The sequence below is a fragment of the Acetobacter sp. AC2005 genome (genome assembly GCF_037901235.1).
GTDB classification, from domain to species: Bacteria; Pseudomonadota; Alphaproteobacteria; order Acetobacterales; family Acetobacteraceae; genus Acetobacter; species Acetobacter oryzoeni.
Genome location: NZ_CP149625.1, coordinates 2490005 through 2504260, shown reverse-complemented (window position 1 = coordinate 2504260; position 14256 = coordinate 2490005). Strand labels below are relative to the sequence as shown.

General features: G+C 53.3%; 19 protein-coding genes and 1 tRNA gene. 12 read left to right on the top strand and 8 right to left on the bottom strand.

Annotated features, from left to right (window positions below):
- A complete protein-coding gene (locus tag QQM41_RS12035; protein WP_339077268.1) occupies window positions 1–894 on the bottom strand; it encodes an ROK family protein in 894 nt (297 codons plus the stop codon).
- A gap of 116 nt (window positions 895–1010) precedes the next feature.
- Here QQM41_RS12035 and QQM41_RS12030 point away from each other — a divergent pair, with 116 nt between their 5' ends.
- The 11 genes from QQM41_RS12030 (at window position 1011) to trpS (ending at window position 10780) form a co-directional block, all read left to right on the top strand.
- The gene (locus QQM41_RS12030) at window positions 1011–1262 is read left to right on the top strand and encodes a sulfurtransferase TusA family protein (RefSeq protein WP_339077267.1); all 252 of its coding nucleotides are present in this window, start codon (window positions 1011–1013) and stop codon (window positions 1260–1262) included.
- Between the two features lie 71 nt (window positions 1263–1333).
- Window positions 1334–1588 carry an exodeoxyribonuclease VII small subunit gene (locus tag QQM41_RS12025; protein ID WP_003630879.1) on the top strand — a complete coding sequence of 85 codons (255 nt, stop codon included), beginning with the start codon at window positions 1334–1336 and terminating at the stop codon, window positions 1586–1588.
- Window position 1589: 1 nt separating this feature from the next.
- The gene (locus QQM41_RS12020; RefSeq protein ID WP_020943963.1) at window positions 1590–2528 is read left to right on the top strand and encodes a polyprenyl synthetase family protein; all 939 of its coding nucleotides are present in this window, start codon (window positions 1590–1592) and stop codon (window positions 2526–2528) included.
- 4 nt (window positions 2529–2532) lie between these two features.
- Window positions 2533–4521: a 1-deoxy-D-xylulose-5-phosphate synthase gene (gene dxs / locus QQM41_RS12015; RefSeq protein ID WP_339077266.1), complete on the top strand. Its 1989-nt coding sequence runs from the start codon at window positions 2533–2535 to the stop codon at window positions 4519–4521.
- A gap of 6 nt (window positions 4522–4527) precedes the next feature.
- Window positions 4528–5265, top strand: a complete 738-nt coding sequence (locus tag QQM41_RS12010; protein ID WP_339077265.1) for a TlyA family RNA methyltransferase — start codon at window positions 4528–4530, stop codon at window positions 5263–5265.
- A 137-nt stretch (window positions 5266–5402) separates the two neighbouring features.
- Window positions 5403–5984 (top strand): hypothetical protein, encoded by a 582-nt coding sequence (locus QQM41_RS12005; protein WP_339077264.1) that lies wholly within the window; start codon window positions 5403–5405, stop codon window positions 5982–5984.
- 121 nt (window positions 5985–6105) lie between these two features.
- Window positions 6106–7332 (top strand): 23S rRNA (adenine(2503)-C(2))-methyltransferase RlmN, encoded by a 1227-nt coding sequence (rlmN, locus tag QQM41_RS12000; protein WP_003623869.1) that lies wholly within the window; start codon window positions 6106–6108, stop codon window positions 7330–7332.
- A 110-nt stretch (window positions 7333–7442) separates the two neighbouring features.
- Window positions 7443–8684, top strand: a complete 1242-nt coding sequence (locus QQM41_RS11995) for an argininosuccinate synthase (protein WP_339077263.1) — start codon at window positions 7443–7445, stop codon at window positions 8682–8684.
- Window positions 8685–8728: 44 nt separating this feature from the next.
- Entirely contained in the window at window positions 8729–9226 is a 498-nt protein-coding gene (locus tag QQM41_RS11990) for an FKBP-type peptidyl-prolyl cis-trans isomerase (protein WP_012813070.1), read from the top strand.
- 60 nt (window positions 9227–9286) lie between these two features.
- On the top strand, window positions 9287–9751 hold the full coding sequence (locus QQM41_RS11985) for a cytochrome c (protein WP_050819906.1): 465 nt from the start codon (window positions 9287–9289) through the stop codon (window positions 9749–9751).
- 33 nt (window positions 9752–9784) lie between these two features.
- Window positions 9785–10780 (top strand): tryptophan--tRNA ligase, encoded by a 996-nt coding sequence (trpS, locus tag QQM41_RS11980; RefSeq protein ID WP_087652056.1) that lies wholly within the window; start codon window positions 9785–9787, stop codon window positions 10778–10780.
- 12 nt (window positions 10781–10792) lie between these two features.
- Here trpS and QQM41_RS11975 read toward each other — a convergent pair whose 3' ends face one another.
- Entirely contained in the window at window positions 10793–11524 is a 732-nt protein-coding gene (locus QQM41_RS11975) for a YoaK family protein (protein ID WP_339078118.1), read from the bottom strand.
- Window positions 11525–11646: 122 nt separating this feature from the next.
- Here QQM41_RS11975 and QQM41_RS11970 point away from each other — a divergent pair.
- Window positions 11647–11721, top strand: a tRNA-Val gene (locus QQM41_RS11970).
- A gap of 507 nt (window positions 11722–12228) precedes the next feature.
- Here QQM41_RS11970 and QQM41_RS11965 read toward each other — a convergent pair.
- From QQM41_RS11965 to QQM41_RS11940, 6 genes are read right to left on the bottom strand one after another with little or no spacing between them, the layout of a single operon-like run.
- Entirely contained in the window at window positions 12229–12429 is a 201-nt protein-coding gene (locus tag QQM41_RS11965; RefSeq protein ID WP_003623730.1) for a hypothetical protein, read from the bottom strand.
- A 1-nt stretch (window position 12430) separates the two neighbouring features.
- On the bottom strand, window positions 12431–12811 hold the full coding sequence (locus QQM41_RS11960) for a hypothetical protein (protein ID WP_339077262.1): 381 nt from the start codon (window positions 12809–12811) through the stop codon (window positions 12431–12433).
- Complete coding sequence (locus tag QQM41_RS11955) at window positions 12808–13158, bottom strand: hypothetical protein (protein ID WP_339077261.1); 351 nt, start codon at window positions 13156–13158, stop codon at window positions 12808–12810. Before QQM41_RS11955 ends, QQM41_RS11960 begins: the two co-directional genes overlap by 4 nt.
- Window positions 13151–13315, bottom strand: a complete 165-nt coding sequence (locus QQM41_RS11950; RefSeq protein WP_339077260.1) for a hypothetical protein — start codon at window positions 13313–13315, stop codon at window positions 13151–13153. Before QQM41_RS11950 ends, QQM41_RS11955 begins: the two co-directional genes overlap by 8 nt.
- A complete protein-coding gene (locus QQM41_RS11945) occupies window positions 13315–13746 on the bottom strand; it encodes a cell wall hydrolase (RefSeq protein WP_339077259.1) in 432 nt (143 codons plus the stop codon). The genes QQM41_RS11950 and QQM41_RS11945 overlap by 1 nt, the downstream gene beginning before the upstream one ends.
- Window positions 13743–14252 (bottom strand): hypothetical protein, encoded by a 510-nt coding sequence (locus tag QQM41_RS11940; protein WP_339077258.1) that lies wholly within the window; start codon window positions 14250–14252, stop codon window positions 13743–13745. Before QQM41_RS11940 ends, QQM41_RS11945 begins: the two co-directional genes overlap by 4 nt.
- Window positions 14253–14256: the final 4 nt, after the last annotated feature.

The window sequence follows — 14256 nt, the reverse complement described above, 5'->3', positions numbered from 1 at the left end:
TTATCCCCACAGCCAAGCTGCCCCTCTTACGCCTGAGCTATCGCCATGCTTGTTTTTCAACAATTTGGTCTTGCACTCAGGCGTAATCACATATCGCTTCATAACATCCGGTACGCGTTCATAAAGGCAATTCAGGTTTGATACCCCGCCACCCAGAACAATGGCATCCGGATCAAGAATATTCACGATAAGTGCGCAAGCACGACCCAACCTATCTACATACAAATCCAAAGCACGCTGAGCCGCTTGGTCACCAGACGCCGCAGCCTCTTCAATACCCTGCACACTGCGGTTTCCTGCGCCCTTCCAGGCCTCAGCTAAGGCAGGGCCGCACAAAAACCGCTCCAGACAACCAGAATTGCCACAAAAACACTTTGGCATAGGAAATTCATCTTCCCGCACCCATGGCAAGGGGGTGTGGCCCCACTCTCCGGCAATGTCATGCAACCCTTTCAAGGGTTTGCCATCAACAATAATGCCGCCGCCCATGCCTGAACCAAGAATCACACCAAACACCACATGGCACCCAGCCGCAGCTCCATCGGTTGCTTCCGACAAAGCAAAACAGTTGGCATCATTCTCAACACGAACGGGAAAACCCAAAACATCCTGCAAGTCATCAGCAAAAGGCTGACCGTTCAGCCAGGTCGCATTCGCATTTTTTACAAGGCGGGTATGCGCATCCACAGCACCGGGAATACCCACCCCAACAGTGGCATATGGGTTTGTGCGGGCATGCGCATCATCAACCAGTTTTTTCACTTCACTCAGCAGCCCCTGATAAGTACCTGGGTTGCTAACGCGATGCCGCAAAACCACCTGCCCTTCGGCATCAAGAGCGACGATTTCGATCTTGGTGCCCCCAATATCGATTCCCAGACGGTAGTCCGACATACTTTATAACCTGCTGTTTTTATTAAACTTTTAACAGAATGTTTCCTACTACAAAAGAAAGTGGCACACTTTGCAAACACTGCGCCATCAACCCTCTACAGCAGGAATCAGCCAAGATGAATGAAACTGTTCTTGACGCACGCGGGCTGAATTGTCCACTTCCTGTGCTCAAGGCCAATCGCGTTCTCCGCACCATGCAACCAGGGGAACGGCTTCGAATATTAGCAACGGACCGCGCTTCCATAACCGACTTTCAGGTATTCTGCCGTGAAACCGGCCACGCTCTTATCGCCTTTACAGATGAAAACAGTGTGTTCTGTTTTACCGTAAAATGTCGCACCAGCGCGCCCACAAACAAGCCAAACTAAAAAAATCCTGCCTGTCACACACCACCCAAGACTTGGCAGACCCCTGCATATCGGGCTATTGCCTGCCCCTCATGACGGATAGGAACCCCCGCGCCATGTCGGACAACATCAAATCACTGTCTTTCGAAGATGCGCTTTCCGAGCTGGAAAAAATTGTGCGCGGTTTGGAAGGTGGGCAGCTAAAGTTGGAAGATGCAATAACGGCCTACGAACGCGGGGCCGCCCTACGGCAACATTGTGAGGCCAAGCTTAGCGAGGCTGAGGCCCGCGTGCAGGCGATCGTGCAGCGGTCTGATGGAACGCTGAACATGAAACCTATGGACTGAGATGTCGATGACAAACCCGACACACCCCTCTATCAATCGTGCATCAGATAATGGCGCCCTGCTCAAGCAGGATATGGGTGCGCGCGCCCGCGTTATTGAACACACGATTGATACCTTGCTCCCCCTCACAACCGGAGGCGATGCGAGGCTAATTGAAGCCATGCGCTACGCAACACTTGGTGGGGGTAAGCGGTTACGTGGTTATCTTGCCATTGTAACGGCCAGCCTTTTTGGCGTTCCAGAAAGTCAGTCCGCACGCGTTGCTGCGTCTGTTGAAATGCTGCACGCTTACTCACTGGTGCATGATGATCTTCCAGCCATGGACGATGATGATATGCGCCGTGGTCAGCCTTCCACGCACCGCAAGTTTGATGAGGCCACAGCCATTCTGGCCGGAGATGCCCTTCAAACCAAAGCATTCGAAATTCTAGCCGCCAGCCAGACCCATACGGATGCAAACGTGCGTATTGATCTGATTTCCGCCTTTGCCGAAGCTTCTGGCGCTGCTGGCATGGTTGGTGGCCAGATGATTGACATGGAAGGCGAAGGCCGCGCACTTCCGCTTGAAGAAGTCCGCCATCTTCACGCATTGAAAACCGGCTGCCTGATCCGCTATTCCGCAGAATCTGGTGCCATTCTGGGTCAGGCATCCCCTGATCTGCGCCGCCGCCTGCGCTCCTATGGTGCAAATATTGGCGCAGCCTTCCAGATTGCAGATGACGTGCTGGACGCAACAGCCACGGCAGAAGAACTTGGCAAGACTGCCGGTAAGGATGAAGCCTCAGGCAAGTCCACCTTCGTGGCCCTGCTGGGTATTGAAGGCGCCAAAGCAGAAGCTCTGCGCGTAACAGAAGAAGCCATTGCCGATCTGGAACCCTTTGGTGCACAGGCAGATCGTCTGCGTGATCTGGCCTATTATGTGATCGAACGGAAAAACTGAACTCATGACCAATCAGCCCCACACTTCACCGATTCCGACGTTAGGGCGTTTTCCTGCGCTGGACCGGGTTGAGTATCCGGCGGACCTGCGCAATCTCTCGGTTGAGCAGCTCAAGCAGGTTGCGGATGAACTGCGGGCCGAAACGGTGGACGCGGTTTCCACCACAGGGGGGCATCTTGGGGCCTCCTTGGGTGTTGTGGAGCTGACGGTTGCCCTGCATGCGGTGTTTGATACCCCAGATGACAAGGTGATCTGGGATGTGGGCCATCAGGCCTACCCCCACAAGATTCTGACCGGCCGGCGTGACCGTATCCGCACCCTGCGCCAGCCGGGCGGCCTGTCCGGCTTTACCCGCCGCGCAGAAAGCCAATACGATCCGTTTGGCGCGGCCCATTCCTCCACCTCCATTTCCGCCGGACTCGGCATGGCCGTGGCCCACCACCTGCGGGCGGAGGAAGACCCCAGCTACCACGAACGCAATGTGATTGCCGTGATTGGCGATGGCTCCATTTCCGCCGGCATGGCGTATGAGGCCATGAACAACGCCGCCGTGGCTGGCCCCGGTGCCGAGCGGCTGATTGTCATCCTGAACGACAACGAGATGTCCATTGCCCCACCTGTGGGGGCCATGTCGAACTACCTGTCGCGCCTGATGTCTTCCCGCAAGTTCATGGGGCTGCGCGAACTGGCTGGCAAGTTTGTGAAAAAACTGCCCGCCCCTGTGGAACGCACGGCCCGCAAGGCCGATGAATATGCCCGCGGCATGATTACCGGCGGCACGCTGTTTGAAGAGCTGGGCTTTTACTACGTTGGCCCCGTGGATGGGCATGATCTGCCGCAGCTGGTCTCTATCCTGCGCAACCTGCGCGATACGGATAACGGCCCCATCATGCTGCATGTCATCACGGAAAAAGGCCACGGCTATCAGCCAGCCGAAAAAGCCGGAGACAAGTATCACGCCGTTGCCAAGTTCAACGTGGTCACCGGTGAGCAGAAAAAGGGCCCCGCAGGCCCGCCAAGCTACACCTCCGTGTTCTCCCGCGAGCTCACACGCCGTGCCGCCACCGATAACAAGATTGCCGCCATTACCGCCGCCATGCCTTCTGGCACGGGGCTGGATGCCTTTGCCAAGGCCTACCCGGACCGGTTCTTTGATGTGGGCATTGCCGAGCAGCATGCCGTAACCTTTGCCGCTGGCATGGCCACCGAAGGGCTGCGCCCGTTCTGCGCCATCTATTCCACCTTCCTCCAGCGCGCCTATGATCAGGTGATGCACGATGTGGTGCTGCAAAAGCTGCCCGTGCGCTTTGCCATTGACCGCGCCGGACTGGTGGGTGCCGATGGCGCCACCCATGCAGGCTCCTTCGACATTGCCTATCTGGGCTGCCTGCCGGGCATGACCATCATGGCCCCATCGGATGAGCTGGAACTGCTGCACATGACGGCCACCGCCGCCCTGTTTGATGAAGGCCCGATTGCCCTGCGCTACCCGCGTGGCAGTGGCCTTGGGCTGGACCTGCCCGCAGAAGGCACACCGCTGGAAATTGGCAAAGGCCGCATCATTCGTGAAATGGGTGGGCAGTCCGGGCCAGAAAAAGGTGGCGTGGCCATTCTCTCGCTTGGCCCGCGCCTGGCCGAGTGCCTGAAAGCTGCAGACATGCTGGCCGCCCGTGGCCTGCCGCCCACCGTGGCGGATGCCCGCTTTGCCAAGCCGTTTGATACGGAACTGGTGGAAAATCTGGCCCGCAACCATGCCGTGCTGATTACCATTGAGGAAGGTTCGGAAGGTGGCTTTGGCTCCCTTGTCGGGCACCATCTGGCCCGCACCGGCCTGCTTGATAACGTGCGTTTCCGCCCCCTCACCCTGCCAGACCGCTTCATCGACCATAACACCCAGGCCGCCCAATACGCCGAGGCCGGCCTCTCCGCACCACACATCGTCGGAACCGCTCTAAGCGCGTTGGGCGTTGATTTTACGGAACAGATGGCCTGATTTGATATGGCACGACGTCGTGTTGACCAGCTTCTTGTAGACAGGGGGCTGGTTGAAAGCCGCACAAAAGCACAAGCTCTCATTATGGCTGGGCTTGTGTTTTCTGGTGAAAAACGTGTTGCCAAAGCCGGAGATCAGGTTCCTGAAGATGCGCCGTTGCAAGTGCGTGGGCAGGAGCATCCTTGGGTGTCCCGCGGCGGCTGCAAGCTGGCTCATGCCATTGAGCACTTTGGCCTTTCCCCAGAAGGACGGATCTGCTTGGATGTTGGCGCTTCAACCGGTGGGTTTACAGATGTGCTCCTTACCCATGGTGCCAAGCATGTTTACGCCGTTGATGTCGGGCACGGGCAACTAGCGTGGAAACTGCGGTCTGACCCACGCGTAACTGTGCTGGAAAAGTGCAACGCCCGATATCTGGATAACACAACCATACCGGAAGCCCCTTCCGTGGTTGTATGTGATGCCAGCTTTATCGGCCTGCGCACGGTGCTTCCTGCTGCACTGGCTCTTACCTCAGAAAATGCTTGGGCTGTCGCGTTGATCAAGCCCCAATTTGAAGCTGGGCGCGATCAAATCGGAGCCAAAGGCGTTGTGCGGGACCCTGCGGTGCATGACGCTGTTTGCGAAACCATTTTTTCTTGGTGGAGCGCCCTCCCGGGCTGGAAAGTGCTGGGCATTGAACCTAGCCCTATTACTGGGCCAGAAGGGAATAGAGAGTTCCTTATTGCAGCTCAACGCACCTAACCAGCACGGCCAATTGTAACACTAAATTAAATTTTCAGGTTTCCCTGCCTTTTTTGCATGGCAGCACATCAATTTTTTTGCCACATTTCTTTGTGATCATTCCATCAGTTATCACTAAGAATAAGGGCAAGCATCTCATGCGCAAAATTGCAGGTCTGTTTGGCGTCGCCTGCCTTGCATTTACCAGCAGCCAAGCACTGGCAGCTCCAGTTTTTCATTCTGCATCCCACACTTCTGATTCTGTTCAAAGTATGCAGGCAACGGAAGTTGGGAATACGCTATTACGTGGATATGAACAGGACGGCTTGATCCTGCATGATGATGTCCGCGCAGGCACGCTTTCAATTCAGGCAGATCCAGCAACACTCCAAGCGCATGATTCCAATACGAACAATCGCTATCGGCTGGCCATGAAAGATGTTCTTTCTGCCGCGGCAACATATGCGTATCTATATTTTGGCCAAAACCCTGATGCGCGGGAAGTTACTGTATCTGCCAATATTCAGACGGATGGCTTCACTCCTGCTAGCGCTAACTCCGCAGATGCAGCAGAACCTGCCATGACTTTGGAAATTGCACGGCCAGCCTTCCCTATCTCTGCTGATACCAAGCCTGATTCATATTCCGCACAAACTATTGGCATGATTCTGGATGGTATGGATGCTTCCAAAATCACCATTGCTCCCTGGCTACGCTCGGCCCTTAAAGAGAGCAATTAACGCGTAAGAGTTGCTGCCTATAACGTATACTGGTGCGCATATATAAAAGAGGCTGGTATCTATCAGCCTCTTTTTTTGTTATACCCGCTTTCCTTTTCCTTTATGTAGCAGCATGTCCGCAATGTCTTCCCGCACTTATACTTCCACATCAGCTGACGCTAACAGTTCAGCCCTTACCGATCTGAACGCGGAAGAACGTTCACGCATTTTGGCCAAGGCTGCGCTTTTTAGCCCCCCATCCGCCACTCTATCCGATGGACGGAGAGATCTGGTTGGGCTTTCACGCGATGAACTCACGGATATTCTGACGGAAATTGGTGAAAAACCCTTCCGCACCAAACAGCTCTGGCACTGGATTTATCATCAAGGTGTAACCGACTTTTCTCGGATGAGCACTATCGCCAAGCCGCTTCAGCAAAAATTGGCTGAACGTTTTATTATCGGGCGCCCAGAAGCAGCGACTGTACAAACATCATCGGATGAAACACGTAAATTTCTGTTCCGTTTTCGTGATGGGCAGGAAGCTGAAACAGTTTACATCCCTGATAGGCGGGAAGACCGGGGAGCAGTCTGTATCTCATCGCAAGTTGGGTGCACACTTTCCTGCACCTTTTGTCATACAGGCACGCAAAAGCTGGTGCGTAACCTCGGGGCGGCAGAAATTGTCAGCCAGTTCATGGCTGCGCGAGATTCCTACGGAGAATGGCCCAGCCCCAAAGGCGAAACGCCTCGCCTTCTCTCCACCATCGTGCTGATGGGTATGGGGGAGCCACTTTACAATTATGAAAATGTCGCCAAAGCCATGAAAATCATCATGGATGGCGAAGGCATTGGGCTTTCTCGTCGGCGCATCACACTTTCCACCTCTGGCGTTGTGCCTCTCATGGATCGGTGCGGAGATGAACTCGGGATCAATCTGGCGGTTTCCCTGCACGCCGTTCGAAATGATCTGCGCGATGAAATTGTGCCGCTCAACAGAAAGTACCCAATTGAGGAAGTGCTGGCAGCCTGCCGGCGCTACCCCGCTGCCAGCAATGCCCGCCGCATTACGTTTGAATACATTATGCTGCGCGGCATCAACGATAGTGAAGCCGATGCGCGCGAGCTTGTGCGCCTGATTTCTGGCATTCCAGCAAAAGTAAACCTTATTCCGTTCAATCCGTGGCCGGGTAGCGATTACAAGCCCTCCACGCGGGAGCAGCAAAACCGGTTTGCAGAAATTGTTATGAATGCAGGATTTGCTTCTCCTATTCGCACCCCTCGTGGACGAGACATTCTGGCTGCCTGCGGGCAATTAAAAACGGCAAGTGAACGCGCCCGCGCAAGTTCTGTACCTGTTTCGGAATAATTTTTCCGCATAAACAGCCCTTGGTGGGCGAATGCACTCTGGTTACGCGCCTCCTGCAGTGATAGGAGGAAAGCCATAGTTACAGATTTATATATCAGGAGATCTGCCTCATGGGCCCGACTTCCGCCCGGAAAGACGTTAAAAAGGTTGTTCTGGCTTACTCTGGTGGCTTGGATACGTCTGTTATCCTCCGCTGGCTCCAGAACACCTATGGTTGCGAGGTTGTTACCTTTACGGCTGACCTGGGCCAAGGGGAAGAACTGGAACCAGCCCGCAAAAAAGCGGAAATGTTTGGCGTAAAAGAAATCTTTGTTGAAGATCTGCGCGAAACATTTGTGAAGGACTTTGTCTTTCCCATGTTCCGGGCCAATACCCTGTACGAAGGCCAGTATCTTCTGGGCACATCCATTGCGCGCCCATTGATTGCACAGCGCCAAATTGAAATTGCAGAAGCAGTTGGCGCAGATGCCGTGGCACATGGCGCAACCGGCAAAGGCAACGATCAGGTTCGTTTTGAGCTGGCATATTATGCCCTTAAGCCAGACATCACGGTTATTGCCCCTTGGCGGGAATGGGATCTGACATCCCGCACGCGTCTGCTGGCTTTTGCTGAAGAAAATCAGATTCCGATTGCCAAAGACAAGCGCGGTGAAGCCCCCTTCTCTGTAGATGCCAACCTGCTGCATTCTTCTTCAGAAGGGAAAGTTCTGGAAGACCCTGCCGTTGCTCCAGAAGAAATTGTGTTTCAGCGCACAATCTCTCCAGAAGCAGCACCAGATAAGCCCACAGAAATCACCATTGATTTTGTAAGCGGTGACCCCGTTGCCATTAATGGCGTAGCTATGTCTCCCGCTACGTTGCTGACCCGTCTGAACGAGTTGGGCAAAGAAAACGGTATCGGCCGTTTGGACATGGTGGAAAACCGCTTTGTTGGCATGAAATCCCGCGGGATTTATGAAACACCCGGTGGCACCATCCTGCTGACAGCCCATCGCAGCATGGAATCCATCACGCTGGATCGCGAAGCCATGCATCTTAAAGATAGCCTGATGCCGCGCTACGCTTCCATTCTGTATAATGGCCTCTGGTTCTCCCCAGAACGACGGATGCTGCAGGCTCTTATTGATGCCTCCCAGCATTCCGTTACTGGGCATGTTCGCCTCAAACTGTACAAGGGCAATGTTATCTGTGTTGGGCGTGAAAGCCCGAACAGCCTGTATGATGCCCGTGTTGTGACGTTTGAAGACGATGAAGGCGCATACAACCAGCAGGATGCTCAAGGCTTTATCAAGCTGAATGCACTCCGCCTGCGTCTGGGCGCGCAGATCGGGCGTAAAGGTGGTGCTCTATAGGGCACCACTTTTCCACCATCCATCAGAAGGTGTTGAAGAAGATCATGATCCGTCGCTTTTCTCTTATCCCCTGCATGCTTGCGGCCAGCTTGGCCGTATCTCTTACGGCCTGTGGTTCTCACAAGGAAGAACAGGAACTTACGCCTGCTCAGCAGATGGAAAAGCTGCGCTCAGCACCAGGCGTAACTGTTCTGAAAGATGGCTTGGCCTATAAAGTTCTAGAATCCGGCCCCAAGGATGGTGAGCAGCCTCGCCCGGGTGACGGCATGATGCTTATTTATGAAGGCCGACTGCCAGATGGTTCTATCTTTGATAGTTCTGATCAGCACGGCAGCGGTGCCTATATGCAAATGCCTCTTGCAGGTCTGATTCAGGGCTGGATGGAAGCTCTGCCCTTGATGCATGTTGGTGATACGTGGATGCTGTATGTGCCACCAGAACTTGGTTATGGGCATAAATCCATGGGTATTATCCCTTCTGACAGCCCGCTCATTTTCCGCATCCAGCTTTTGGGTGTGGAACATGCACATAATTCGCCCTGATATAAACTCTCCTGATAATGTGGGTTTCTGAAGTTCAGGAACCCGCTTGGGTTTTTGCCCATGCTTGCTTCACGCTTTGCGTATCGCCTTTTATGTAGTGGCATGTTGCTTTTTGTAGCCGCATGCTCTCCTAAAAGCGGCTCCAGCCTTTACGGCACCAATTGCGGCATTTGCCATCATGGTGGTGATGGCATGCCGGGCTCTGTTCCCCCACTTGTCAACCGCATTGACCAGATTGCCAGCACCCCAGAAGGGCGCAAATATCTGGCTGATGTGCTTATGAATGGCGTAAGCGGGCCTATAAAAGCCAATGGTGCGCCTTATAGCGCAGAAATGCCTCCCTTCCGCTACCTTAAAGATGAAGAAGTAGCGGCTATTCTGACTTGGCTTTCACAACGTGGAAACCTAAAACCTGCCCCAACAATAAGCGCGGCAGAGATTGCAACGGCGCGGGCTGACAGAAAATCAGCTGGCAAAGTGGCAGGCGAACGGGAAGAACTGGATCGCACACATCCAATCCCATAATCTGTTCCCATAACATGTGGTGATACTTTTCTTATGCAGCGTATTTTTTCTGGTATTCAGCCATCTGGTGTTCCCCAACTTGGCAATTATCTTGGGGCAATTCGAAACTGGGTTAATTTGCAGGCAAACTATGAATGCATTTTTTGCCTTGTAGACATGCACGCTATTACCGTGTGGCAGGACCCGGAAAAACTACGCGAACATACCTTAACACAGGCTGCTATCCTGCTTGCTGCGGGCATTGATGCTGACAAGCACATCCTCTTCAACCAGTCTGCAGTTTCAGCCCATGCGCGGCTGGCGTGGATTTTTAATTGCGTTGCTCGGATAGGTTGGCTGAACCGCATGACGCAATTTAAGGATAAAGCAGGGAAAGACCGCGAAAATCATTCGGCTGGTTTATATGTTTATCCCAACCTTATGGCCGCGGATATTTTGGCGTATAAAGCGACGCATGTTCCGGTGGGCGAAGACCAGAAACAACACCTGGAGCTTACCAATGATATCGCCCAAAAATTCAACCATGATTACAAGGTAGAGTTTTTTCCACAGGTAGAACCTCTTATTCCACCCACAGCTGCGCGTATCATGAGCTTACGTGATGGCACCAAAAAGATGTCCAAATCGGACCCCTCAGCACAAAGCCGGATTGAATTAACAGACGATGCTGATGCAATTGCTTTAAAAATCCGCCGTGCAAAAACTGACTCTGAACCTCTACCTGAAGATATCACAGGCCTTGCGGATCGTCCGGAAGCAAAAAATCTTGTTTCCATTTACGCAGCCTTGGCCGATATTTCTGCTGAGCAGGTACTACAAGAACATGCGGGACAAGGCTTTGGCCCATTTAAAGCTGCGCTAACAGAAATTGTTGTCAACGCCATTGCCCCCATAGGGCAAGAAACGACACGGCTTTTGCAGGATGAAAGCTATTTGCTGAATACATTGCGTTCAGGCGCACAACGCGCACAGAGCATTGCGGAACCTATTGTTTCCGAAGCTGAAAAACTTGTTGGCTTTCTAAAATAAACGAAATCAATATTACTTTTTCTCAGCAGATATCCGGGCATTTTCAATAATGCCCGGCGCTGCCAAAGCAATTAGAACAATTGCAACTATAAATAGAATATATTTTTGGCAATAGGCATATCCTAAGGCACCCAATACACCACCCACAATAAAACAAACCACTATTTGTGCATGCAACCATAAGCGTTTTTTAATAACATCCAAATATTCACTCTCAACTTGATGATAAAAAGATTCAAGCCAATCCGATATTTCTATTCCAAGATCCGTCAACATTCCAGTAACGTGAGTTGTACGCACAACGGATCCTGAAATACGGGTGACTGTAGCGTTTTGTAAGCCCATAACAAAACTTAGAACTAACGCAGCCCCACCATCAGGCACGCCAACCTGTGTAAACCAAATGGATTTCACGCCTAAGGCTACCAGAATAGCTGCCTCTAAAACCAAGCTGAAAGCATATACCGCGCCCCACCCTTTGCGACGCCCCATGTTAACAAGAATGGTGCAAACAATCGCACCTAAAACAAAGCTGACAATTAAAGCCAAACTTAAAAAAGCTGCTCTCATATCTAAAGCATTTATCTTAAGAGCCAAGCTGGATGCATTGCCTGTCATATTGGCGCAGTAATATCCAAATTGCAGAAAACCCAGCACGTTTACAGTCCCCGCCACAACGGCAAGAGAACTACCGAGTTGCCGGTTCATCTGAAAACTGCGCTGACTTTTTTCTCGCAATAGCATAATCAAGAATTTCTCCGCTTTAATGATGCAAAGCAATGCCATTACCCTGTTTTTTTTACACTTTTTACGTAAGAAGCCCCTTGCCAAATGCCTGGGAGACAGATATTAAGCTCGCACAAACCGGGTGCGTAGCTCAGCGGTAGAGCATCGCCTTCACACGGCGGGGGTCACAGGTTCAATCCCTGTCGCACCCACCACGGTTTTTCCTAGTTTTCGGCGGGTTTTAGCCAATTCTTTGCTGGTGTGAGTGTGTCACTCTGAACCACGGAATGTCATTTTGCACCACGTTTTTTCATCAAAATCCGTGCCAAATCCGTGCCACTATTTTCCGATTCCTTTTCCCTTGTACCCATCCCCAACCCGTACTAGAATCACGGGGCTGCGGCGGCGTGGAAGGACACGCTTGGGGACAGGGGTAGCTGCTCGTTCGATCCGAGCGCCCGACGCGGAGTGCCTGAACTACTCCGACAGCAGGTATCAAGCCCTGCCCGCAGCATATAACCCCGTCCTCTTGGTGGCGTGGGAGACTGCGACAACTTAGGACGCAGGCAGCCGGTGGAAGCCCGGCAACTATTCGGTGCCGCCCCTGATATTCCGCCAAAAACTGGAATGTTCGCGCAGCACGCTGTCTATCCAAACAAAGAGAACGATGGCGAAGGTAACTCCCCCGCCACCCAAAACCATCCCGCACTCAAAGTCCGGCGTCATGCAGACTGGATGGCCGCGTTGTCAGCCTTGCACTTGGCAAAGATGGCTTCAATATCCGCCACGGTGGGGCCTGTTTTGCTCTTGGACTGCTCGATGGCCTGCTTCACCGTTTCATACACTTCCGGGCCGTATTTTTCGGCCAGACCGGCCACGGTGGTTACTACGCCAAGGATGGCGCTGATTTCTGCTGCGTTCATGTTATTTGCTCCCACCAATAGCTGCGCAGGCGTCCGGCGTGGTGCCGGTTTTCAGGCCTGCCCAGCAGGTTTCGAATGATGCGAAGTCTGTCTGCAAAGCGGACACTGCTGTTTGCGTGATGCTGTCGCCGCCCTCAATAGAGGTTTCCAGCGACTGGATTTCGTTGAACACAGACTGACTGGCACGCTTGGCAATAGCCTTCTGCGTATCAGTCAGAGCCACGCCCGGCACCTTACCTGCCATTACATCCGGCATCGGATTGGCCAGCACATGGTAAGCGCTGTCCACATCGAAAACCGCCTGATTTAACTTGGCCTGCTTTGTCGTGCCACAGGCAGCAAGGAGAGGCAGCAGCCCCAGAGCGAGAAGTGCTTTCTTCATTTCGTATCGTCTTTCGGAATGGTCACAACAGAACCGGGCCCAGCTTTGGGCGGTTCGGATTTGGAGGACGCTGCACCTCGCAGCATGACGGCTGCGTTGGCTGCGTACTTCCAGTTAAGAGCAAGGAAGTTGATGATTCGGTAAACCAGCCACAGCTTTCCGGACTGATTAGCCGGAAGCGGGATCAGGGTTGCCGCAAATCCTGCCGAAGCAAACACAGCGCAGGCATACAGCACCCATGTAGCTTCGGGCTGCGGCAGGGCAGCAATGAGCGTGGGCATGGATAAGCCTGCGGCAACGGCTTTTGCTGTCTGAGCAATGTTGGTTTTTACAGGTGTGTCAGCCATGCGACACACCTCCCCGCAAACTGACAGGCAGCGCATTGACTTCCACCATTTCAATCACGAGGTTCCCGTTTGGGCTGCGATGGATACGATGGAAAAGCCGAGCCTCCAGTTCCTCTGCTACGGCGCGCGCAATTTCTTTGATATCTTCTTTTGTCATCAGCCTTCTCCAAAAGGCCCCACGCGGTAAAACGCATGATGGCCAATCGTGCAGCAGTAGAATTGCGAAGAGGCCCAAGCAGGGCGTGGGGAGCGCGTGTCATAGTAGTGATCCGCTCCTTTCGTCATGTCGGTGAGATGTCCGCCCACAAGTGCCTGCGCCAAGGCGGTAGCCTCGCGAAACTGCGGGTCCACATCCGTAACAGTCAGGAGTTTGGGCAGGTTCACATCCGCTGCATTCCAGCAGGAAAATTGCCACGGATGTAGGAACACGCTGCACAGATCATGCCCCCACCATGCAGGACGGCTGACGCGGTTACGGCCAACACACAGCACTGCGGCCATCCCGTTATTACCTTCGCCCCTCGCCTCACCCCATGCTGTGCGGGCACCGATCTGCACGGGGTCTGACATCCATGATGCGGGGATCATGCCACCTCCATTTCACGCGGGGGTAGAATAAACTGCGTTGTCTGTGGCTGGGGTACGGGCTGCGTTGGCACATCCCACGGCTCACGCCAGTGCAGCCACTTCACCCAAATGGTGCTGGCGACCTCCTGATCGGAAAGCAGCGTGGAACAAATGGCAGCACCAACCGTACACACCAGACCAATAATTACAGCCCGCAAACGCCAACGCCTTAAATTGGCTTCTGCAAGGCGGTTTTGTTCTTGCTGTGCTCCGGTATAGGCAGCTAGTTGGCGCGTTAGATCAGCAACCTGAATACCAATCCGGTCCATGCCAGCATTGGTAGCCTGCTGACGCGCATTGCCCTCAGCTCTTACAGCTACAATCTCACGCATGAGGCCATGCTGACCTTCTTCAAGATTGCCAAGTCGCCCCTTGATGTCGGTGATTTCCAGTGAGTGACCTGCAACAATTTGACGCAGGTCATTATCAGCCACGCAGGAGGTGCCCGCGCTCTGTTCATCTGTCATTTAA